18 protein-coding genes are annotated in these 20,702 nt (G+C 74.6%); 3 read left to right on the forward strand and 15 right to left on the reverse strand.

The features are described from left to right. A partial coding sequence (locus ACFP1K_RS19220; protein WP_380755095.1) for an acVLRF1 family peptidyl-tRNA hydrolase occupies positions 1-631 on the reverse strand: 631 nt, incomplete at its 3' end. Positions 632-1,039: 408 nt separating this feature from the next. Between ACFP1K_RS19220 and ACFP1K_RS19225 the strand changes: the two genes are divergently transcribed. Further along, positions 1,040-2,470, forward strand: coding sequence for an EAL domain-containing protein (locus ACFP1K_RS19225; RefSeq protein ID WP_380755098.1), 1,431 nt, complete (start codon positions 1,040-1,042; stop codon positions 2,468-2,470). A gap of 6 nt (positions 2,471-2,476) precedes the next feature. On the opposite strand, the gene ACFP1K_RS19230 is transcribed toward ACFP1K_RS19225, so the two are convergent. Genes ACFP1K_RS19230 through ACFP1K_RS19260 form a run of 7 tightly spaced genes read right to left on the reverse strand, consistent with a single transcriptional unit; the run spans position 2,477 to position 11,330 of the window. Then, positions 2,477-3,556 carry a ketoacyl-ACP synthase III family protein gene (locus ACFP1K_RS19230; RefSeq protein ID WP_380755101.1) on the reverse strand — a complete coding sequence of 360 codons (1,080 nt, stop codon included), beginning with the start codon at positions 3,554-3,556 and terminating at the stop codon, positions 2,477-2,479. Further along, positions 3,553-5,001 (reverse strand): cytochrome P450, encoded by a 1,449-nt coding sequence (locus ACFP1K_RS19235; protein ID WP_380755104.1) that lies wholly within the window; start codon positions 4,999-5,001, stop codon positions 3,553-3,555. Before ACFP1K_RS19235 ends, ACFP1K_RS19230 begins: the two co-directional genes overlap by 4 nt. Beyond that, positions 4,998-6,194 (reverse strand): hypothetical protein, encoded by a 1,197-nt coding sequence (locus ACFP1K_RS19240; protein WP_380755109.1) that lies wholly within the window; start codon positions 6,192-6,194, stop codon positions 4,998-5,000. Before ACFP1K_RS19240 ends, ACFP1K_RS19235 begins: the two co-directional genes overlap by 4 nt. Further along, positions 6,191-9,049 carry a PEP/pyruvate-binding domain-containing protein gene (locus tag ACFP1K_RS19245; RefSeq protein ID WP_380755112.1) on the reverse strand — a complete coding sequence of 953 codons (2,859 nt, stop codon included), beginning with the start codon at positions 9,047-9,049 and terminating at the stop codon, positions 6,191-6,193. The genes ACFP1K_RS19240 and ACFP1K_RS19245 overlap by 4 nt, the downstream gene beginning before the upstream one ends. After that, the gene (locus ACFP1K_RS19250; RefSeq protein WP_380755115.1) at positions 9,046-9,768 is read right to left on the reverse strand and encodes a nitroreductase family protein; all 723 of its coding nucleotides are present in this window, start codon (positions 9,766-9,768) and stop codon (positions 9,046-9,048) included. Before ACFP1K_RS19250 ends, ACFP1K_RS19245 begins: the two co-directional genes overlap by 4 nt. A 3-nt stretch (positions 9,769-9,771) precedes the next feature. Further along, the gene (locus tag ACFP1K_RS19255; RefSeq protein WP_380755118.1) at positions 9,772-10,440 is read right to left on the reverse strand and encodes a methyltransferase family protein; all 669 of its coding nucleotides are present in this window, start codon (positions 10,438-10,440) and stop codon (positions 9,772-9,774) included. Beyond that, positions 10,437-11,330, reverse strand: a complete 894-nt coding sequence (locus ACFP1K_RS19260) for an AfsA-related hotdog domain-containing protein (protein ID WP_380755121.1) — start codon at positions 11,328-11,330, stop codon at positions 10,437-10,439. Before ACFP1K_RS19260 ends, ACFP1K_RS19255 begins: the two co-directional genes overlap by 4 nt. A 379-nt stretch (positions 11,331-11,709) precedes the next feature. On the opposite strand from ACFP1K_RS19260, the gene ACFP1K_RS19265 reads away from it, so the two are divergent. Together ACFP1K_RS19265 and ACFP1K_RS19270 are read left to right on the forward strand one after the other, a co-directional pair. Next, positions 11,710-12,132 carry a YciI family protein gene (locus tag ACFP1K_RS19265; protein WP_380755260.1) on the forward strand — a complete coding sequence of 141 codons (423 nt, stop codon included), beginning with the start codon at positions 11,710-11,712 and terminating at the stop codon, positions 12,130-12,132. Then, on the forward strand, positions 12,129-13,376 hold the full coding sequence (locus tag ACFP1K_RS19270; protein WP_380755261.1) for an RNA polymerase sigma factor: 1,248 nt from the start codon (positions 12,129-12,131) through the stop codon (positions 13,374-13,376). Before ACFP1K_RS19265 ends, ACFP1K_RS19270 begins: the two co-directional genes overlap by 4 nt. A gap of 28 nt (positions 13,377-13,404) precedes the next feature. Here ACFP1K_RS19270 and ACFP1K_RS19275 read toward each other — a convergent pair whose 3' ends face one another. The 7 genes from ACFP1K_RS19275 to ACFP1K_RS19305 form a co-directional block, all read right to left on the reverse strand. Continuing rightward, positions 13,405-14,010 carry a response regulator transcription factor gene (locus tag ACFP1K_RS19275; protein WP_380755124.1) on the reverse strand — a complete coding sequence of 202 codons (606 nt, stop codon included), beginning with the start codon at positions 14,008-14,010 and terminating at the stop codon, positions 13,405-13,407. Between the two features lie 22 nt (positions 14,011-14,032). Then, positions 14,033-15,178, reverse strand: coding sequence for a sensor histidine kinase (locus ACFP1K_RS19280; RefSeq protein ID WP_380755127.1), 1,146 nt, complete (start codon positions 15,176-15,178; stop codon positions 14,033-14,035). Between the two features lie 3 nt (positions 15,179-15,181). Continuing rightward, positions 15,182-15,919, reverse strand: a complete 738-nt coding sequence (locus ACFP1K_RS19285) for an ABC transporter permease (RefSeq protein WP_380755130.1) — start codon at positions 15,917-15,919, stop codon at positions 15,182-15,184. A gap of 3 nt (positions 15,920-15,922) precedes the next feature. Further along, positions 15,923-16,813, reverse strand: a complete 891-nt coding sequence (locus tag ACFP1K_RS19290) for an ABC transporter ATP-binding protein (RefSeq protein WP_380755133.1) — start codon at positions 16,811-16,813, stop codon at positions 15,923-15,925. An 86-nt stretch (positions 16,814-16,899) separates the two neighbouring features. Continuing rightward, positions 16,900-17,745, reverse strand: a complete 846-nt coding sequence (gene hisG, locus ACFP1K_RS19295; RefSeq protein ID WP_380755136.1) for an ATP phosphoribosyltransferase — start codon at positions 17,743-17,745, stop codon at positions 16,900-16,902. Positions 17,746-17,820: 75 nt separating this feature from the next. Continuing rightward, positions 17,821-18,084, reverse strand: coding sequence for a phosphoribosyl-ATP diphosphatase (locus ACFP1K_RS19300; protein ID WP_189163533.1), 264 nt, complete (start codon positions 18,082-18,084; stop codon positions 17,821-17,823). 115 nt (positions 18,085-18,199) lie between these two features. After that, the gene (locus ACFP1K_RS19305; RefSeq protein ID WP_380755264.1) at positions 18,200-20,629 is read right to left on the reverse strand and encodes a glycoside hydrolase family 2 protein; all 2,430 of its coding nucleotides are present in this window, start codon (positions 20,627-20,629) and stop codon (positions 18,200-18,202) included. Positions 20,630-20,702 lie beyond the last annotated feature (73 nt).

The raw sequence follows: 20,702 nt of genomic DNA on the forward strand, positions 1-20,702 counted from the left end.
GGCCGGTGCGGAAGTCGTGGGGGGTGGCTTGGAGGATGGCCAGTTTGGGGTCGGGGACGTCTAGGAAGGGTGGGGTTTCCAGGGCGAAGACCGTCTTGAGGCGGGGGTCGGAGCGGAGGGGGGTGATCGCTCGGCGGTCGCCGCCCAGGATCACGGCTTCCAGGGTGGGGGTCTGGGGGGTGAGGATGCGGGCGGCGGTGTCGGCGGCGGCCTGGGCGGCTTCGCCGGCCTGCTTTTCGCGGCGGCGGGCGAAGCGGTGCTGGGACCAGCCGCCGGCGGCGCTGCGGCCGTGGACCTGGCGGGAGCCGACCTTGGAGGCGACCAGGCGAGAACCCTCGAAGACTCCGGCGGCGTACCCGCCGAGGCGGACCAGCAGGACGCCGACGCGTCGCTCGGCCATGGCGTGGGTCACCAGGGCCCGCACGGGGTCCGCGCCGGGGGCGGCCAGCGGGGGGAAGGGCACGTGGCACTCGGCCACCGCGCCGTCGAGCCCTCGCAGGCGCACCACGTCCCCGGCCAGGGTGGCCTCCACCGGGCCGTGCCGGTCGGTGAAGCCCCCGATCCACCCGGCCAGGCGCTCGGCCCCCACCGGCACCCAGCGCCCGCCGCCGGCGGCCGGTCGTGACGTCATGCCGCCGAACGATACCCCTCCCGCACGGATCAACCGGCCGGCCCCGGGCGCGCGCGGTGTACGAATCAACCGGCCGGCCCCGGCGCGCGCGGTGTACGGATCAACCGGCCGGCCCCGGCGCGCGGTTGCGGTCGCCCGCGCCGGCAGGAGCTTGATTACGAACGGTGACAACCGTTGAGGTGGGCGGTAAAAGAAGGATCGCGATCCAACAGTGTGAAAAATGTGGGTGAACTCCGGCCACGGTGGTATCAATCGGTCAGGAAGCCGCAGGACAATCCAGAGGTGACGGTCCCACTTCCTCGCCCGGCGGCGACCATTCCGGGAACCGCTGCTGCCTCCGGCGCGCAGCCGGCACCTCACGCAACGCAGTCACAGGGCACGGGCGGCCGTACCGGGGCGGGCGTCCTGGTGGCCTTCCTGCCGATCGTCGATCTGGACTCGGGCGGAGTGATCGCGGTCGAGGCCTCGACCGCGCACCGGCCCGGCACCGGGCACAGCGGTCACCACTCCGGCCCCGTACCCGGCGACCGCGACCCCGGGTACAGCGACCAGACGCCGTACGGAGACCACGCCCCGGCGTACGGCGACCACACGCCCAGACACGGCGGCCACACGCCTGCATACGGCGGCCACACGCCTGAGTACGGCGAGCTGACACCCGGGTACGGCAACCAGGCCTCCGGGTACCGCGACCAGACACCCGGGCACGGCGACCAGGCCTCCGGATACGGCAACCAAGCCTCCGGATACCGCGACCAGACACCCGGATACGGCGAGCCGGCACCTGGATACGGTGCGCTCGGGGGCGCGCCGCGGGGATCCGTGGGGGGACGGGACATCTCGCCCACTGTGGCGGCCGCGCATGCGGCGGCGCGGGAGGAGGCGTTGCTTCCGCTGGTGTTGTCGGTGCCGTCGGGGGCGGTGATCGAAGGGTCGGCGGCGATGGCGCCGTTGCACGAGGCTATGCGGGCGACGAAGCGGCGGCCGCGTGAGGTGATCCTGGTCGTCGGAGGGGACTTCGCGGCGGAGGACCGGCGGGCGCTGCTCGTCGGGATGGACGGGCTGCGCACCATCGGCTATCTGGTGGCCCTCGGCGGCCTCGGGGCCTCGCATCTGCCGCTGGACCTGATCGCCGACGCCGCGCCGTACGCGGCCGTGCTGTCGCCGGGTCTGGTGGACCGGATCCCGGGGGACGCGCGGCGCAACTCGGTGGGCGAGGCCATCGCCCGGATGGCGACCGGGATGGGCGTCCACGTGCTGGCGCCGGGCGTGCGGGACGAGGCCCAGCTGGCCGCGTTGCGCCGCTGGGGGGTACGGCTGGCCCAGGGCCCGCTGCTCGCGCCGCTCGACTGGCGGCCCTCGCACGGCCGGGTGCGGGTCCCGCTTCCCGTCGCGGTGGACGAGCCGGAGCAGCCGAGCTTCGCCGACCTCGGCCCGCGGGTGCAGGAGTTCCTGATGCCCGCGGTGACCCTGGACCTCGGGGCGACGGCCGAGAACGTCGTCGACGCCCTCGGCACCGAGCCGTCCATCACCAGCGTCATCCTGGTGGACGAGTTCCAGCGGCCGACGGGCAGCGTCGACCGCAGCCGCTTCCTGCTGTCCATCGCCGGGCCGTACGGCCACGCCCTGCACGCCAAGAAGCCCGCCCACCGCCTGGCCGACCCGCCGCGCGTCGTGCCGAAGACCACCCCCGCCATCGCCGCCATGCAGCTCGCGGGCAAGGACGCCGCCCGGGTGTACGACGACCTGGTGGTGGTCGACGAGGTGGGCCGCTGCATGGGCATCGTGCACGTCGGCGACCTGATCCGGCACGCCGCCGGTGTCGGCTCCGCCCGCTGACCGCGTTCATCGCGCCGCCCCGGCGGTCCGGGGCGGGGCGGTGAGCCATGCGGGGCGTCCGGTGATCTCCACGACGGCGCAGGCGAGGGAGGCGCCGCCGTTGCTGAGCATCAGGACGTGGTCGCCCGGGACGACGCCGCCGGTCGCGACGAGATGGTCCAGGGCCACCACGGGGTCGCAGGTGCCGAGGTGGCCGAGGCGGCGGCCGAACTCCAGCATCCCGCGCGAGGCGTCGATGCCGAGCGGGGTGAGCACCCCCTCGACGTAGGGCCGCGCGCCGGCGAACACGTGGGTGACCCGGGTGATCTGGTCCGCCGTCACCCCCGCCTCGTCAAGGGTGCGGCGGGCCAGCTCGGCCCGGGCCCGGGACAGGGCGTCCTTGGCCGCCGCGAACGCCGCGGGGTCGCGCCGCCGGTAGTCGGCGAACCGGGCGCCCACGTCGGGGATCCGCCCGAGTGTGGGCTCGGGCGGGAACAGCGGGATCCCGCTGCGGAACAGGTCCTCCAGCCAGGGCACCGACATCGACCCGACGGCGCACAGGCGGGCGAACCCGCCTTTCCGGGACAGCACGAGCGCCGCTCCGGCGTCCCCGGTGATGGACGTCCGGTTGGTGCCCGCCGCCGCGGCGTAGCGCCAGCGGTCGAACATCGGTGTGCCGAAGTTGTCCGCCCCGGTGACCAGCGCCGCGAGCCGGTCGTGCGCGGTGAGGAAACACGCGGCCAGCTCCACGCCGCCGAGCATCCCGTTGCACTGCTGCCTGATCTCCACCGCCGGTATCGTGCCGCCGACCACGCGCCGCTGCACGTACGTCTGCGGCGGCCATCCCTCCGGCCCGTGCGGCAGGATGCTGGCGTACATGAGCACCGCGATGTCCGCCGGTCCGTGCGCCGAGCGCGCCAGTGCCTGCTGCGCCGCCTCGGCGGCCATCTCGGGCGCCGGCCGCTCCCCCGCGACCGCCACGCCGGTCCAGCCGCTCTCGACCGCCTCCGCCGCACCGGGCACCCCCCGCCCGGCCGCCTCCCGGGTGTCCATCACCCCGGGCAGGCACACCCCCACCCCGGCGATGTGCACGCCGTCCAGCCTCACGGCCGCGCCGCCTCGTCCGGCGGGGACGGCGGGGACGGCGGGGACGGCGGGGACGGCGGGGACGGCCAGGTGACCGGCAGCGATCTCGGGCCGCGGATGAACATTCCGCGCCGCCATTCCAGCTCGTCCGCCGGGACGGCGACGGTGAGGCCGGGAAAGCGGTCCAGCAGGGCCGTGAGGCCGACGCGGAGTTCGGTCCTGGCCAGGTGGGCGCCCAGGCAGTGGTGGCGGCCGTGGCCGAAGGCCAGGTGGGGGTTGCCGGGGCGGGCCGGGTCGAAGGCGCCGGGGGCGGTGAACACGGCCGGGTCGCGGTTGGCGGCGTCGGTCAGGGGGACGACGACCTGGCCGGCCCGGACCAGGGTGCCGCCGAGGCGCACGTCCTCGGTGGCGACGTGCGGGGCGCCGCCGGTGGCGACCAGGGAGCTCCAGCGCAGCATCTCCTCCACCGCCGGGGCGACCGCGCCGGGGTCCGCCCGCAGCGCGGCCGCCCAGGCGGGGTCGCCGAGGACCGTCAGGGCGCACATGGCGAGCTGGTTGGCGGTCGTCTCGTATCCGGCCATCAGCAGGCCCGCGCCGAGCACCGAGATCTCCTTGGGACTGAGCCGCTCCGGCCCGGGGGCGGCCAGCAGCTCGGTGAGCAGGTCGCTCCCGGGTTCGCCGCGGGAGAGCGCGGCCTCCCGTGCGGCGACCAGGTCGTCGAAGTACCGCCCGGCCTCCGCGTGCGCCCGCGCCACCTCGTCCGGGGTGAAGGCGGTGGTGGACATCATCCGGTCCACCAGGGGGCGCAGCCGGGCGCGGTCGCCCGGCGGGATGCCGAGGATCCCGGAGATGGCGCGCAGCGCGAACGGCACGGTGAACGTCTCCACCAGGTCGACCGGCTTCGGCAGCGCGGCCATCCGGTCCAGGAGCCCGGCGGCCAGGCCCTGCAGCCACGGCACCTGCCGCCGGGCCCGCCGCGCGGTGAAGGCGCCCAGCACCGCGCGCCGCCTGCGGGTGTGCACCGGAGGGTCGCTGGTGGCCAGGGCCAGCGACTCGGGCGTCCGCGCGAACATCGGCCTCCCGGGGTAGCGCGCCCGGCTGAACCGATCGTCCGACAGCACCGCCCGCACCTCGGCGTACCGGCTCACCAGCAGCGCCTCACCTCCGTTCGGCAGCCGCACGGCGAGCGGCCGGGAACGTCCCAGCAGTTCGTCGTACTCCCGCGGCGGCCGCACACCGGGCCGCTCGGAGAAGGGGAAGGACTGCGGCTCCAGAGGTTCCGGCTCCCCCAGGCGCCCGGAGCCGGGCGGCCCCGCGAAAGGGACTGACGGCGGCTCCAGAGGTTCCGGCTCCCCCGCGCGCCCGGAGCCGGGCGGCCCGGCGAAAGGGAAGGGCGGCTCCGGGTGGTGCGGCGGGGTCTCGGGGTCCCGCAGCGGGGGGAGGCCGGAGGCCGTGGGGGGTGTCACACCAGGTCCTTTCCTAGGGCGGCGGCGGCCAGGTAGGCGAGGAAGGTCGTCAGGAGGAACAGGGCGGGGGGGAGCAAGGGCCAGCGGGGGGTGCCGGTGCGCCAGAAGCGATAGGCGCCGAAGGCGACGAAGAGCAGCGGGAGCAGGACCAGCCAGCCCCAGGGGGCCGCGCCGGGGATGTGCTGCCAGGGACGGGTCAGCGCCAGGGCCAGGCCCGCCGCGACGACGGCGCCGACGACGGCGAACACGGCGGTGCGGTCAGGGCCGTACGCGACGGCGTAGCCGCGCTCGCCGGGGCGGGGGACACGGGTGACCTTGCGCGCGTATTCCAGGTGCAGGAAGGCCGCGGTGGCGGTGAGCAGGGCGGGGACGGCGTGCGGGCTCGGTGTCAAGCCCTCCTGCTGGAGCACCCCGGCGTAGAGGTACAGGTTGAGCAGGATCTGCACGGGAGCGCTGACCAGGTTGCTCAGCCCGAGGTCGTCACCGGACGGCCAGCCCCACCGGCGGTCGACGGCCAGCAGCAGCAGCGTGTAGCCGAGCTGGGCGGCCAGCAGGGCGAGGACGACGCCCCGGCCGGCGTTGAGCGCCAGGACCGCGGCGGTCCCCGCCGCGATGAGCACGCCGAGGTCGCGCACCCGCACCGCGCCGCCCGGCAGCGGGCGGCCAGGGTTGTGCACGCGGTCGTACTCCAGGTCGCGGATGTCGTCCACGGCGCGCATGAGCAGCAGCGTGATCGCGAACGTGAGCACCGAGACCAGCGCCCCGCCGTCCGGCCGCCACACCCCGACGCGCGGGTCGGCCAGGGCGACCAGCGCGCTCACCCCGAGGGCCCAGGTGACCGCGTAGGGCAGGTAGAACGCGGGCGGATAACTGCCGATCACGTACCGCCGGAGCCTCGCGGCGGTCGTGGATCCTCCCCCGGCGCCGCCCGCCTCGGCCCGGACGCCGCCGGGCGCGGTCGTCGTGTCCCCCGCCACGCGCGCGGGCCCGGCGACGGTCATCATGTCCTCCGCGTCACGTGCGGGCCCGGCAGGGCCGACGCGGACGGTCGTCGTGTCCCCAGCCGCGCGCGCGGGCCCGGCGACGGTCGTCGTGTCCGCCGCGTCGTGTGCGGGCCCGGCAGGGCCGGCGGGGACGGTCATCGTGTCCCCCGCGGCACGGGTGGGGCCGGTGGCGCCTTCAGGGGTGGTCATGGTGTCTCCTCGAGGACGCGGACGGTTCCGGCGGCGCCGTCCAGTTCCACCCAGGCGCCGTCGGGGATGAGGGTGGTCGCGCCGGGGACCGCGACGACGGTGGGGACGCCGAGCAGGCGGCCGGTGATCGCGGTGTGGGAGAGCAGGGTGCCCCGTTCGACCACCAGGCCCTTGGCCGCGGTCATCAGGAACAGCCAGCCGGGGTCGGTCTCCCGGGCGACCAGGATCCGGTCCTGGCAGGACTCCGGCGGCACCGACGGATGCTCCACCACCTTGGCCCGCCCGCGCACCACCCCCTCGCTGGAGGCCAGTCCGCGCAGCAGGCGGGTGTCGGGCGATCCGGGGTCGCCGGGCACGGCGCCATCGGGGGTGCCGGGCGGCCAGGCGGAGGCCGGGTCGGCGAGCGGGCGGGGGACGGCCAGGGGGACGCCGGCGTCGGTGACCAGGCGGGGTGGCGGGGGTGGGAGGGTGGCGTGGTGTTCGCGTTCGGCGCGGCGGTGGGCGGCGAGGGGACGCAGGGCGGTGCCGGGCAGGGTGCCCTCGAAGGCGCCGAGCACCTCGGGGACGGTCAGGTCGATGACGTCAGCCGCGTCGTCGAGGTGCCCGGCGGCGGCCAGTTCCGCGCCCAGGCGGAACAGGACGCGGCGGGAGAGGCCGTAGAGCTGGCTGCGGCAGAACCGCATGTCCTCCCGGGCCGTGACGAAGCCGCGCAGCGCGCCGGACAGCGCCCGTATCACGGCGCGGCGCGGGAGGCTCGGGCAGCGCAGGCGCAGCTCGCGCTCGGCGTCCCGGCGCACGCGCAGCTCCTCGGCCCGGCTGGCGGCCACGGTACGGCCCTGGCGCACCAGGGGCCGCAGCAGGTCCAGCACCGTCCACGGCCGCTGGCGCGGGGTGGGCTCCTCCAGCTTCAGGTCACCGGTGGCCCGGTCCCCGTAGCGGCGCAGGTACGCGGTGGCGGCCGTGGCGGGCCGGGGCCCGTAGGCGCCGGACACCAGCCGCTCCCACAGCTCGCGGGCCGCCTCGGGGTCCCGCGCGGCGAGCACGTCCTCGCGCAGCCGCCGGTCGGCGCCCGCCAGCTCGGCCAGCGCGATCGCGGACCGCACCGCGGCCAGCGACCGGTTGTCCGGCCCCCCGGACAGCAACCCGAGCATCAGGGAGTGGCCGTCCTGCCCCGCCCAGCGGCGCAGCAGCCCGTCCAGTGTCTGCACGACCACGATGCCGAGGATGCTGTTGGTCAGGGTCACCCCCCAGCGGTCCGCCACCCGCGCCCACAGGCCGCGGTAGTACACGACCAGTTCCTCCGGGCCGAGCGCGTCCACCCGTTCGGCCGCCGCGATCCCGTCCCACCAGCGCAGGAAGGCGCGGACCTCGGCCTGGTGGGTGAACATCCGCCTGAGCAGCCCGGGGGCGGCCCGCAGGGCCCGCAGCCGCCACCCGGGGCGCAGCGGGGCGGCGCGCGGGGTCTCGGCGAGCCCCATGCCGTGCTCCCACCAGCCCCGGATGAACTCGAAGACCGGCATCTGGCCGTGCAGGGCGTACCAGGCGTCCATCCGGTAGAAGATCCGGCCGTCCAGCGTGCCGATCATCCGGGCCAGGTGGTGGGCGTTGCGCCGCAGCGTCCGGTCGGGCACGCCCATCCGCCGGTACAGGTCGGTGAAGATCCACCGGTAGAAGTCCCGGGCCAGCGAGTAGGTCAGCGCCCCGGACACACCGGGATAGCTCTCGGTGATGTTGTGGTTGCTCCACTCCACCTGCCCGGCCGCGGCGCCCCCGGGCCCCGGGTGGGCACCCGCGGGGGCCCGCTGGGCGCTGGAGGCCGAGTGGGCCGGGGAGTCGCGACGGGCCGAGGAGGCGGACGACGCGTCGAGGGCCGTGGCGGGAGCCGGAGGAGCGGCGGCGGTCACGATGGGGCGGGCCTGGACGACGTGGAGGGTGCCGTCCGGGGTGAAGGTGCCCTCGATGTCCTGGGGGCCGCCGAAGTGCCGTTCGATCCGGGCGGCCACCTCGGCGATCCGGGCGATGTGGCCGTCGTCGAGCACGGGGGCGACGGCCAGTTCCGGCGGGACGTCCAGCAGGGCGGGCTCGCCGGGGCCTCCGGGGGCGGGGGGCCCGACCATCCGCAGCTTGCGGACCGGTTCGGCGCGCGTCTCGCCGGTGGCGGGGTCGACGAAGAAGTGGTCCACGTCGGCCTTCTCCTGCACCACCCCCTCGCCGATGCCGTGCGCGGCGGCGATCACCAGCCGCGAGGCGCCGTCGCGCGGGTCGCGGGTGAAGGCCACGAACGAGCGGGTGCCGAGCGCCATCCGCTGCACGCCGACCGCGACCCGGGTGGCGGCGGGATCGACGCCCCGGCGCATCCGGTACAGCACGGCCTCGGGCTTGTACGCCGACGCCCAGCAGTCCACGATCCGGGCGAGCAGGTCGCCGCGCGGCACGTACAGGAAGCTGTCGCTCATCCCGGCGAAGGGGTCGGAGGCGTCGTCCTCCCCCGGCCCGCCCTCCACCGGCACCACACAGGCCCGTACCGCGGCCAGGCCGTCCGGACCGATCACCTCGTCGAACGCGGCGAGCGCCGCCCCGGCGAGCGCGCCCGGCACCTCCAGCCGGGCCACCTGCCCGGCGGCGCCCTCGCCCCAGGCCCGGACCCCTTCGGTGTCCGCCGCGGCGGGCAGCGGCGGCAGCCCGGCGCGCACCGTCCCGGTGGCCAGGTCGAAGGCGGCGGCGGGCAGGCAGTACAGCGGCGGCACCGGGAATCCGGCCGCCCGCATCGACTCCAGCCGGGAGAACTTGTTCCCCACCTCGGCCGCGTCCAGCAGCCCGGCCGCCAGCACCGGTGCCACGGTCTGCGGTGTCATACGCGTCCCTCCTCAGGGATCTCGTCACGGACCCGCCCATGGGCGCGGTCGCCGACACGGTCGGTCCGGTGGTGAACGCCGGTCCCGCCTCGCCAGCCGTCGACGTGCAGGACCTCCTCCAGGGGGCGGCGCGGGCCCGGCCGGAACCTCGTCCTGGTCCCGTAGGCGGTGGGCAGCAGGGCGCCCTGGTGGACGGTGGGAGGCAGGCCGAGCAGGCGGGCGACCTCCTTCTCCCGGTCCAGGTGCACCGTGGTCCACGCGGTGACCAGGCCGTACGTGCGGGCGGCCAGCGCGTAGCTCCAGGCGGCGGGCAGCAGGGAGGACCACAGGCTCGCCTGGCTCCCGGCCGGCAGCTCGGAGGTGTCCAGCTCCAGGCAGGGGATCACCAGCACGGGCACCCGGTGGAGCTTGGCGGCCAGCTCGCGCGCGTCCGCGGCCATCCGCGCGGGCCGGTCGCCGGGAGCCGGTGGGCTCGGCGGCGGCGGGCCGTTGCGGTCGTCGAAGGCCCGGCGGTACACGGCGGCCACCTCGGCGCGCAGATCCGGGTCGGTGAGCACCAGCCAGCGCCAGCTCTGCCGGTTGGCGCCGTTGGGGGCCTGCAGGGCGACGCTCAGGCACCGTTTGACCACGTCGAGGTCCACGTCCCTGGTCAGGTCCAGGCCGCGGCGCACCGACCGGGTGGTGGTCAGCAGCTCGTCACAGGTGAGCTCGGGCCGCATCGCTCACCACATCCCGGGGATCAGGCGGGGACGGCCGTCCGCGTACGCCCGGTAGGCGGGGATCGCCATCAGCTCGCGCTCCTCCACCCGGACCCGCCAGCCGATCACCACGGCCAGGGCGGCCAGCAGCGGCACGCTCACCGGGTTGAGGAAGAACAGCACGAGGCCGGCGTGGCCGAGCAGCATGCCCGCGTACGCCGGATGGCGGATCAGCCGGTAGGGGCCGGTCCGGACGATCACGTGGTCGTCCCGGCGGATCACATGGTGGGAGTAGAACCGCCCGAGCTCCCGCATCGCCACCACCCGCAGCAGCACACCGGAGGCGAACAGCAGCACCGGGACGGCGAGCAGCGGCGAGGGCCGCTGCCACACCGGCGGAAGGAGGATCGCCGCGCTCATGGTGGCCACCCGGGTGAGCGCGTACGTCACCAGGGTCGCCACCTCCCGGGGCGGCGCGGACGGCCGCCGGAAGGTGATCGGCGCCTCCAGCACCAGCCACCCGAGGTTGGCGGCGATGAACGCGGCGGTGAACAGCCGCAGCGGCCCGTCCTGCCCGAGGCACAGGGCCACGGCGGCCACGCTGATCGCGACACCGGCCACGAACAGCACGGGCGCGACGTACCCCGCCCAGACCCGGGACGAGGCGGGGGCCGTGGCGAGCGGGGCGCTCACGCGTCTCCCCCGTTCGCGCGGAACCGTGCGTAGCCCACGGGGGACATGCATCTGGTCGTGTAATAAAGGGAGCCCGCGGGCCTTCCGCCGGCCAGCAGGGTGAGGTCGAAGTGCGCACGGCCGCCCCGGGGCGGGGTGATCTCCCAGCGCAGCGCCAGCGGCACCGAGCGGTGCGCCGGGGCGGGCAGGTCGGCCGACACCGACAGCCACAACATCGCCGTGTCGCGGGGGCGGCGGTGCGCCCCGTGCATGGCGGCGGTGACCAGCTGCCGGCCCGCCTCGACGATCTCCTCGGCCGCGTACCGCTCGGCGCCGTGGCGCAGCAGGAAGTGCCCGGCCGGCGGGGAGACCAGCGCCGCCTCGTACCTCTCCCGCGTGACCACCGGCTCGCCGACCACCACGTTCCACACGTCGGAGCGGTGCACCAGCTCCTGGGCGATGGGCGTCACCGGAACGTCCCCGCCTGGCACGGACGTGCCCTGCCCGGCCGCGCCGGGGGGGTCGCCGTCCGCGGGGATCAGCTCGATCGTGCCCGCGCACACCGGGGCGCCGTGTTGCGCGGCCGCCACCGCGAAGGTGTCGCGGCGGCCGTCCTGGACCGGCTCGGCGCGCAGCGTGACGGGGCCGTCCAGCTCGCACATCCGCCGGAACCGCAGCGACAGGCGCACCCCGTGGCCGCCGGGCCGGGCCCCGGCCGCGGCTCGCGCGAGATCCAGCAGGCCGGTGACCAGCAACATGCCCGGCACGTGGTCAAGCGGGTGGTCGAAGAAGAACGGATGGTCCTGGTCGACCCGCAGGACGGCGCCGTCCGGTTCCGCCGCGGGGATGACGACGCTCAGCCAGTCCGACGCCGGAGCGGCAGCCGGGGCACGCAAAAACGAATTAGACATCGAGGTTCCCGCCCTCCACAGAAAAAATGAGTACCGGCTCGGCGACGGCAGGCATGCCACGCCGATGGTCCGGAACCGGGAACGCGCAGATGTCAGGTGCCGCGCGTGACTACCCCCCCGATCGGCCCCCCGACCGGTTCGTAGGCTTCATCATCACCGTGTGAATCACGAGTCCCATCTCGCAGAGTGCGCAGTTGACGACGAGCGGTGGGCCGAACGCCGCCCGGGGACCCCCGGACGAGCGCGGAACGGCCCGCCGGCACGGAGATCGGCGGCGAGGGGACGACTTTGTGATTCGGTGGCGGGTGGGTGTCCGGGATGGGGGGACGGCGTCGACGTCTCCGGTGGAGGCACCGGGTAGGTGCTCGTGGAAGAGGAGATGCGCGTGAAGTACATGATCTTGACCTATGCGTCGCAGCAGGACTACGACGGGATGGCGGGGAAGGACGGCGGCGCTCCGGCCTGGTCCGGGGAGGACTTCGCCGCGATGGGGGCCTTCATGGAGCAGTTCAACAAGGATCTGGACGAGTCGGGGGAGCTCGTCGAGACGCGTGCTCTGGCCGCTCCGGTGCACACCAGGCGGATCGGGTCGCGGGACGGGGTTCCGGTGGTGACGGACGGGCCGTACGCCGAGACGCAGGAGGTTCTCGCGGGCTACTGGATCGTTGACTGCGCGAGCTTCGACCGGGCGACCGAGATCGCCGCGCGGCTGGAGAGCTGCCCGGCCCCGGCCCATGTGGCGGCGCGTGCCTACGCGGACGTGCGGCCGCTCGCCGAGTCCCGGGCCGACCTGGAGTTCTGATCACCTCCGAGCCCGAGGTCGAGGACCTGCTGCGCGTCCTGGCGCCGCAGGTCCTCGGCGCGGTGGTACGGCGTTACGGGCATTTCACCATCGCCGAGGACGCGGTCCAGGAGGCGCTGCTCGCCGCCGCCACCCAGTGGCCGGACGACGGCGTCCCGGACCACCCGCGGGGCTGGCTGATCACCGTCGCCTCGCGCAGGCTGACCGACCTGCTGCGCGCCGAGCAGGCGCGGCGGCGGCGTGAGGACACCGTCGCCGGCCGGACGCCGGCCGACCACTGGCTGGCTCCCGCCGCCGACAGGCCGGTGCATGACTCCGACGACACGCTCATCCTGCTGTTCATGTGCTGCCACCCCGCGCTTTCGCCGGCCTCGCAGATCGCGCTCACCCTGCGGGCGGTCGGCGGGCTGACCACCGCGGAGATCGCCCGCGCGTTCCTCGTACCGGAGGCGACCATGACCCGGCGTGTCAGCCGGGCCAAGCAGCGCATCAAGGAGAGCGGCATCCCCTTCGGCATGCCCCCAGGCCCGGAGCGCGCCCCGCGGCTCGGCGCGGTCCTGCACGTGCTCTACCTGATCTTCAACGAGGGGTACGCCAGCACGTCGGGGCCCGACCTGCAACGCACCGAACTGGCGGCCGAGGCGATCCGGCTGACCCGCATGACGCACCGGCTGCTGCCCGAGGACGCCGAGGTGACCGGCCTGCTCGCCCTCATGCTGCTCGTCGACGCCCGCCGCCCGGCGCGTACCGGGCCGGGCGGCGAGCTGGTGCCGATGGCCGAGCAGGACCGGAGCCTCTGGAACGCCGAATCCATCGCCGAAGGCGTGGCGCTCGTCACCGGCGCGCTTTCCCGGGGGACACCCGGCCCGTACCAGCTCCAGGCGGCGATCGCCGCGGTCCACGACGAGGCACCGAGCGCCGAGGCGACGGACTGGCCGCAGATCGCGGCGCTCTACGAGGTGCTGATGCGCGTCACCGGCAATCCCATGGTGGCGCTGAACCACACCGTCGCCGTGGCGATGGCGCGAGGCCCGCGCGAGGGGCTCGGCCTGCTGGAGGGGCTCCAGGCCGACGAGCGGATCGCCGAGGACCACCGGTTCCACGCGGTACGCGCGCACCTGCTGGAGATGCTCGGCGATCTCGCCGCGGCCCGTGATTCCTACCACGCGGCGGCCCGCCGGACGACCAGCCTCCCCCAGCAGCGCTACCTCCACGCCAAGGCCGCCCGCCTGACGGACACCTGAGCCCACCGGGCCCCGCACCGGTGGCCGGTCAGAGCCAGCCCTGGGTGCGGGCGCGCTGGACGGCCTCGATGCGGTTGCGGGCGTGGGTCTTCTGGATCGCCGAGGACAGGTAGTTGCGGACGGTGCCCTCGGACAGGTGGAGGCGCAGGGCGATGTCGCCGATCGTGGAGCCGTCGGCGGCGGCGGTGAGGACGTCGCGTTCACGGGCGGACAACGGGTTCGGGCCGGCGCTGAGGGCGGCGGCGGCCAGGGCGGGGTCGATCACGCGTTCACCGGCCAGCACCCGCCTGATCGCGGCGGCCAGTTCCCGGGCGGGGCTGTCCTTGACCAGGAACGCCACCGCGCCGGCCTCCATGGCCCTGCGCAGGTAGCCGGGCCTGCCGAAGGTCGTGAGGATCATGACGCGGCAGCCCGGCGCCGCACGGGCGATCTCAGCCGCCGCCGTGATGCCGTCCTTCACCGGCATCTCGATGTCCAGGAGCGCGATGTCGGGCCGGACCCGCAGGACGAGGGCCACGGCCTCCTCCCCGGTGGACGCCTCGCCGACGACCTCGATGTCGGCCTCCAGGCCGAGCAGGGACGCCAGCGCGCCCCTGACCATCGCCTGGTCCTCTGCCAGCACGACCCTGATCACGTGCCGCTCCCGGCGGGCGCGGTCACGTGCCGGATCCCACGGCGGCGGGCACGGTCACCCGCAGGCGGAAGCCGCCTCCGGGGGACGGGCCGGCGGCGAAGGCGCCGCCCGCGACCTCGACGCGTTCGGCCAGCCCGGTCAGGCCGCTTCCCGCCTCGTACGGCCCGGCGTGCCGCCCGTCGTCGGCGATCACCAGGATCGCCTCGCCGTCCTGGCAGGCCACGGCGATCTCGCACCGCCCGGCCCGGGAGTGGCGCACGACGTTGGTGACCCCCTCGCGCACGGCCCAGCCGAACAGGTCGTCCAGGGCGCCGGGCAGCGGGGTGCCCGCGGTGCGCACCGCGACGGTCACGCCGGCCGCGTCCAGCGCGGCCCGCGCGCTGTCGAGCTCCTCCGACAGCCCGCGCCGGCGGTAGCCGGTGACCGCCTCGCGGACCTCCTGCAGGGACATGCGGGCCACCGACTCCACGTCGCGGATCTCGCCGGCGGCCTTCGGCGAGCCCTGCTCGGCGAGCCGGGCGGCCAGCTCGCTCTTGAGGACGATGAGCGACAGGCTGTGGCCGAGCAGATCGTGCAGGTCGCGGGCGATGCGCAGGCGCTCCTCGTTCGCCGCCAGGCGGGCCACCTCGCTCTGCGCCCGGTGCAGCCGGGTCACCAGCACGCGGGTGTTGCGGACGCTCATGAACAGCACGCCGAGCGTGACGACCTGAAGCAGCAGGAGCGTCATGGTGCCCCCGTCGGCCCCGGTGACGTGGCCGTCGACGGCCACGACGGCGGCCATGCCGAGGATGCCGGCCACGGCCGCCCGCATGGGCAGGCCCATGCTGATCACGACCGTGACGTAGATCGGCAACGCCAGCCAGCCGCCCCCGAAGACGATCGGGAACACGACGGCCATCAGCACGAGGACGGACAGCAGGGGGTAGGTCCACCGCCCGGGCTCGCCGTAGTCCCGCGGGCTGAGCACCGTGGCGACGTAGCAGGCGACGAACACCACCAGCGAGGCGACCGCCCAGTACGCCTTGGCCCCGGTGACGGCGCCGGAGGTGATGTCGGTCACCGGGTAGAACAGGTAGGCCATGCCGAAGGAGGTGCCGAGGAGACGCCTCCAGCGGGACGGCTTGTCGTCCGCCCCGCCGAAGCTGAAAACGCTGCTCAGACGACCCATCACTCAGGACCGTACCGTCGCCCTGCGGTAGGCGAGGACCGCGAGGACGCCGAGCGCGACCCCCCAGCCGAGGATGCCCGCCACCGACGCCCCCGGAGGCGCGTGCCCGGCGACGATCTCCCAGCCGATGGAGGCGTAGTCGTAGGACGGCAGCGCGTGGGCGACGGCCCGCATGGTCTCGGGCAGCAGGTCGACGGGGAACCACAGCCCGCCGAGCAGCGCGAGGCCGAACATGCCGATGATGGCCAGCGGCTGGGCGGTGTCCGGCGGGACGAGCGAGCCGATGATGAGGCCGAGCGCGGCGAACGGCACGGTGCCCGCCCACATGGCGGCGATCAGCGCGGCCCACTGCCCGGCGCCGAGGCCCACGTGCCGGGTGAGCACCGCGGCGAGGACGACGAGCAGCAGGGCGGGCAGCACGAGCAGCAGCGACGCGATCAGCTTCGTCACGATGATCGCCCAGCCGGGCAGCGGGGTGATCTGGAGCTGCCGCAGCCAGCCGCTGTGCCGTTCCTGCGACCACGGCACGGCCGTCGACATGATCGCCGCCGCCAGCGCGCCGTACGCGGCCATCGACACCATGAGGGTGACGCTGCCCCTGACGCCGGTCGCCTCGTCGACCTGGTCGCCCCAGAGGTTCGAGTACAGCAGGTAGAAGCCGACGGGGAAGGCCACGACGAAGATGACGTAGCGCTTGTTGCGCAGCATCCGCGTGACTTCCAGCTTCACGTAGTTCAGCATGGCTCAGACCTCCGCGGCCTGGGTGAGGGAGAGGAAGGCGTCCTCCAGGTCGGCCCCGCCGACCGTGAGGCCGCGCACGTCGAGCGTGGTGCGGCGGTAGAGGGCGGCCACGGTCGCGTCGGCGTCGGACGTGCGGAGCGTCACCGTGCCGGAGACGATCTCGACGCCGGTGACGCCCGGCAGCGCGTCCAGGCCGGCCGCCGACTGGGCGCCGAGCGAGAAGCCGACGGTGCCGCCGCCGGCGCCCGCCTTGATCTCGGCGGCGGTGCCGTCGGCGACGATCCCGCCCCGGGCCATGACGATCACCCGGTCGGAGTTCTCGTCGGCCTCCCGCAGGTAGTGGGTGGCGAACAGGACGGTGCGGCCCAGCGCGGCGTAGGCCCGCATGCCGGCCCAGAAGGCGCGGCGCGACTCCACGTCCATCGCGGCGGTCGGCTCGTCGAGCACCAGGATCTTCGGCGCCCCCGCGATGGCGAGGGCGAACCTGACCCGCTGGGTCTGCCCGCCGGACAGCCTGGCGGCCCGCCGCGAGGCCAGATCGGTGAGGTCCGCCGTCCGCAGGACCTCGCCGAGCGGCAGCGGGTCGGGGTAGAGGCGGCGGACGAAGTCGACGAGCTCGCGGACGGTCAGCTCGGGGATCAGCGTCCCCTCCTGGAGCATCGCGCCGATCTGGCCCGCCGCGACCGCCTCGCCGGGCGTGCGGCCGAGCACGCGGACGCGTCCGGAGGTGGGCCGCAGCAGGCCGAGCAGCATGGTGATCGTGGTCGACTTGCCCGCGCCGTTCGGGCCGAGGAGGGCGACCGTGCGTCCCGGTTCCACGGTGAGGTTCAGGTCGTCGACGGCGAGGACCTCACCGTAACGCTTGCTCACGCCGGTGAGTTCTATGGCGTTCATGGCCCCAACGCTAGGCCGGGGCGCCGGGGAACCTCAGTGCCCGGCGTCCGGGCCTGGCGATGACATTTGTCAGACGGGGCGGCGGCTCAGAGGCGGCAGGCGAAGATCGCGGTGGCGAGCACGGCCTTGGCACCGATCTCCCACAGGCGGTCCATGACCTGCTGGTGCCCGTTGCGGGGGACCATGGCGCGGACGGCGACCCAGCCCTCCCGGTGCAGCGGGGAGACCGTGGGGCCCTCCATGCCGGGGGTGATGGAGATGGCCTCGTCGATGCGCTCGGCCCGGATGTCGTAGTCGATCATCACGTACTCGCGGGCCACCCGCACGCCCTGGAGGCGGCGGACGAGCTGCCGCACCCCGCTGGTCTCCTCGGCCCCGGCGCGCCGGATCAGCGCGGCCTGGGAGTGGGCGATGGGCTCGCCGAACACCTCGAGGCCGACGTTGCGCAGGGTGGTGCCGGTCTCCACGACGTCGGCCACGGCGTCGGCGACCCCGAGGCGGATCGCGGTCTCCACGGCGCCGTCCAGCTTGATGACCCGGGCCTCCACCCCCACCTCGGCGAGGTGCTTGGCGAGCAGGCCGGTGTAGGAGGTGGCGATGCGGAGGCCCTGGAGGTCCTTGACCGAGGCGTACTCGCCGGGCCGGGCGGCGAAGCGGAAGGTGGACACGCCGAACCCGAGCGGCATGACCTCCTCAGCGGGGGCGCCGGAGTCGTACAGCATGTCGAGGCCGGTGATCCCGGCGTCCAGGGTGCCCTCGCCGACGTACACGGCGATGTCGCGGGGACGCAGGAAGAACAGCTCGCAGGAGTTCTCCGGGTCGACGACCACGAGCTCCTTGGCGTCCTTGCGGGAGCGGTAACCGGCTTCCTTGAGCATGGTCTGGGCCGCCTCGGTGAGAGCGCCCTTGTTGGGTACGGCGAGTCGCAGCATGGTGAAAGCACCTTTGATCGGATGGACGGCGGGTCGGAACGACGAGGCGTGCCGGGCCGGGTGACCGGGCCGGCACTACAGATGCTTGTAGACCTCGTCGAGCCCGATGCCGCGAGCGATCATCAGGACCTGCACGTGATAGAGAAGCTGGGAGATCTCTTCGGCCGCCCGGTCGGTGGACTCGTGCTCGGCCGCCATCCAGCTCTCGGCGGCCTCCTCCACGACCTTCTTGCCGATGGCATGGACACCGGCGTCCAGCGCCGCGACGGTGCCCGACCCGGCGGGACGGGTGCGCGCCTTCTCGGACAGCTCGGCGAACAGCTCTTCGAAGGTCTTCATGATCTCTCTCACGTCGGAGTCCCTGCTCCGCCAAGAGTAGTCGGCCCCGGACGGAAGACGTGCGAACCACGCCCCCGGAACGCTCAGGGGCCCGGACGCCCGCGCTCGCGCGTGGTCACCTGCGGGCCTCGTTGACGCACCGCAGCACGGGGTAGGAGGTCAGGGCCGCCGGGTCCAGCGGCTCGGGGGAGCTGACGTGGAAGGTGGCGGTGGCGCCGGGCGGCAGCGTGACCAGCATGTCGTCCACCTCGGCCCGCGGGTCGAGGCGGTCGGGGAACAGCGCCAGGTCGCGGACGAGGGTGCGCGCGGTCACCGTGACGCGCGTGCCGCCGGGCACCTCCTCGGTGACGACGTCCATCTCGGCCTCGGGGTAGGCCACCTCGGTGTCCTCGGCGAAGAAGCGCACCGCGGTCAGGCCGCCGGCCGAGGCGGTCATGAGCTCCTTGGCGGGGTCGCCCGCGGCCGCCACCGCCTCGGGCAGCGGCACGGACAGGGTGCCGCGCGCGGGGACGGCGACGGGGAGGGTCTCCACGGCCAGGGGTTCGCCGCTGAGCGCGAGCCGGGTGACGGTCAGCTCGCCCGACCACCCGGCGCCGCCGTCGTTGACCAGCGTGATCGCGTCGCCCTGGAAGGTCAGCAGCCGGTCGGCGTAGGCACGGCGGACGGCGTACCACAAGGGCTTGCGGCGCCCGTCGCCGTCGACGGCGGCCCAGGAGATCACCGGCCAGCAGTCGTTGAGCTGCCAGATGACGGTGCCCATGCAGCGCGGGGCCTGCGCCCGGAAGCGCTCCAGCGCGAAGGCGAGGGCGCGGGCCTGGTTGAGCTGGGTGAGGTAGTGCCAGTCGTCCAGGCCGGACGGCTGGGGCAGGTGGTCGCCGAGGCCGCGCAGCAGCTTGTCCATGCCGTCCGCGGCCTTCTGGTGGTGCGCGAGGCCGGGCGAGGCGGGGGTCAGGTGCTCGTCGCGCACGGCGCGGCGCAGCGTGGCGTACGCGGGCGGGCCCTGGAAGCCGAACTCGGCGACGAACCTCGGGTGGTAGGCGCCGTAGCGCAGGTAGTCCTCGCGGTTCCACACGTCCCAGATGTGGACGGTGCCCCGGGCGGGGTCGTTGGGCGGGAGGTCCGGGGCGCCGGAGTAGGGGCTGCCCGGCCAGTACGGGCGGGTGGGATCAAGCTCGGCGACCACGCGCGGCAGCAGGTCGTGGTAGAAACCGCCGCCCCAGGTGCGCCCGGCGAGGCTCTCCCGCCAGCCCCAGTCGTGGTAGCCCTCGATGTTCTCGTTGTTGCCGTTCCACAGGACCAGGCTCGGGCGGGGCATGAGCCGCGCCACGTTGTCCCTGGCCTCGGCCTCCACCTCGGAGGCGAACGGCTCCTCCTCGGGGTAGGCGGCGCAGGCGAAGGGGAAGTCCTGCCAGACCAGCAGGCCGAGGCGGTCGCAGAGGTCGTAGAAGTCGTCGCTCTCGTACAGGCCGCCGCCCCAGATCCGCAGGAGGTTCATGTTGGCGTCGCAGGCCTGGCCGAGGCGCTCGGCGAGGCGCTCCCGGGTGATCCTGGCCGGGAAGCAGTCGTCGGGGATCCAGTTGGCGCCGCGGGCGAACACCGGCACGTCGTTGACGACGAACGTGAACGCGCCGTCCGCGAGGTCAAGGCGCAGGGACCGGAAGCCGACGGCCCGGGTCCACTCGTCCTCGCCACCCCCGCTCGCGAGGCCGTGGCCGCCGGCGGGGGCCAGGCGGACCGTCAGGGGATGAAGGGGCTGGTCGCCGTACCCGCGCGGCCACCACACGTCCGGCCCGGGAACGGCGAGCACCAGGACGGCCTCGCGCTCGCCGGGCGCGAGGCGTGCCTCGGCGCGGACCCCGGCCACCTCGGCGGTCACCGTCAGGGACACGTCCGGCGCGGCCCGCTCCACGGTGGCGCGCACCTCCACCCGGCCGTCGTGGCCCTCCATGGTCACCAGGGGGCGCACGGAGGCCAGGCGGGCGCCGCTCCAGGCGTGCAGGCCGATGGAGCGCCAGATGCCGGCGGTGACCAGGGTCGGGCCCCAGTCCCAGCCGAAGTTGCAGGCCATCTTGCGGATGAACTGGTACGGCTCGTCGTAGGCGCCCGGCCGGTCCCCCACCTCGGCCCTGCGCTCCTCGGCGTAGTCGTAGGGCGAGCCGAACACCACCCGCAGGGTGTTCTCACCCTCGCGCAGCAGCTCACGCACCGGGAAACGATGGAACCGGTGCATGTTGGCGGTGGCGGCCACCTCGGTGCCGTTCAAAAGGACGGTCGCGACGGTGTCCAGGCCGTCGCAGACCAGGTCGACCCGCTCGGCGTCTGCGGCGCCGTCCGCGGGCCACAGGAAGGTCGTCTCGTACGCCCAGGTGGTGCGGCCGATCCATGTGAGCCGGTTCTCGTTGTCGTCCAGGTAGGGGTCGTCGATGAGGCCGGCCGCGAGCAGATCGGTGTGCACGCAACCCGGGACGACCGCCGGGACGCCGGCGATGTCCACTTCATCCGAGACGGCGGTGAGGGTCCAGCCGTCGTGCAGCGGATGGTACATGCTCAAGGGTGTCTCCTTCGGGGTCGGCCTTTCGGCCGGACGGCCGGGATTCCGCGAGGTCGCGGATTTCCGG

This window comes from Sphaerisporangium aureirubrum (genome assembly GCF_042658925.1).
GTDB classification, from domain to species: Bacteria; Actinomycetota; Actinomycetes; order Streptosporangiales; family Streptosporangiaceae; genus Sphaerisporangium; species Sphaerisporangium aureirubrum.

Excerpts from the sequence above, each read along its gene's own strand:
- ACFP1K_RS19245 (WP_380755112.1), bottom strand. The coding sequence starts at position 9,049 with ATGACACCGCAGACCGTGGCACCGGTGCTGGCGGCCGGGCTGCTGGAC.
- ACFP1K_RS19250 (WP_380755115.1), bottom strand. The coding sequence starts at position 9,768 with ATGCGGCCCGAGCTCACCTGTGACGAGCTGCTGACCACCACCCGGTCG.
- ACFP1K_RS19290 (WP_380755133.1), bottom strand. The coding sequence starts at position 16,813 with ATGAACGCCATAGAACTCACCGGCGTGAGCAAGCGTTACGGTGAGGTC.
- ACFP1K_RS19305 (WP_380755264.1), bottom strand. The coding sequence starts at position 20,629 with ATGTACCATCCGCTGCACGACGGCTGGACCCTCACCGCCGTCTCGGAT.
- hisG (WP_380755136.1), bottom strand. The coding sequence starts at position 17,745 with ATGCTGCGACTCGCCGTACCCAACAAGGGCGCTCTCACCGAGGCGGCC.
- ACFP1K_RS19260 (WP_380755121.1), bottom strand. The coding sequence starts at position 11,330 with ATGTCTAATTCGTTTTTGCGTGCCCCGGCTGCCGCTCCGGCGTCGGAC.
- ACFP1K_RS19300 (WP_189163533.1), bottom strand. The coding sequence starts at position 18,084 with ATGAAGACCTTCGAAGAGCTGTTCGCCGAGCTGTCCGAGAAGGCGCGC.
- ACFP1K_RS19240 (WP_380755109.1), bottom strand. The coding sequence starts at position 6,194 with ATGACCACCCCTGAAGGCGCCACCGGCCCCACCCGTGCCGCGGGGGAC.
- ACFP1K_RS19280 (WP_380755127.1), bottom strand. The coding sequence starts at position 15,178 with ATGGGTCGTCTGAGCAGCGTTTTCAGCTTCGGCGGGGCGGACGACAAG.
- ACFP1K_RS19265 (WP_380755260.1), top strand. The coding sequence starts at position 11,710 with ATGCGCGTGAAGTACATGATCTTGACCTATGCGTCGCAGCAGGACTAC.
- ACFP1K_RS19285 (WP_380755130.1), bottom strand. The coding sequence starts at position 15,919 with ATGCTGAACTACGTGAAGCTGGAAGTCACGCGGATGCTGCGCAACAAG.